This is a genomic window from Rhizobium sp. 18055 (genome assembly GCF_902706285.1).
Taxonomy (GTDB): Bacteria; Pseudomonadota; Alphaproteobacteria; order Rhizobiales; family Rhizobiaceae; genus Rhizobium.
Map to the genome: position 1 here is coordinate 1 of NZ_CACSKD010000515.1, position 381 is coordinate 381.

The following is a 381-nucleotide window of genomic DNA, read 5'->3' on the forward strand; positions in this document are numbered from 1 at the left end:
GTACAGCGCCGCGAGGATCGCCTGGCCCGCGTACATGCCGGTGAACATGTCCACCGCAGCCACGCCGAACTTGAGCGGGCCCTGTCCCTCTTCGCCGTTCATGGCCATGATCCCGGCCTCGCCCTGTACCACCAGGTCGTAGCCGGGGCGCTGCGCTTCGGCCGTGGCACGCGAATAGCCCGAGATCGAGCAATAGACCAGGCGCGGGTTCGACGCGCTCAGCTCGGCGTAGCCGAGCCCCAGCCGGTCGGCCCCGCCCGGCTTGAAGTTCTCGATCACCACGTCGGCCCGCGCGGCCAGGCGCCGTGCGACCGCGAGGCCTGCCTCGTCCTGCAGATCGAGCGCGATGGAGCGCTTGTTGCGGTTCGCGCTGTTGAAGTA

The 381-nt window shown here is 69.3% G+C and carries 1 protein-coding gene; it reads right to left on the reverse strand.

Features of this window, described 5'->3' with window-relative positions:
- Positions 1-381, reverse strand: a 381-nt coding sequence (locus GVL52_RS32805; protein WP_200848089.1) for a CoA transferase, incomplete at both ends; no start/stop codon positions are given.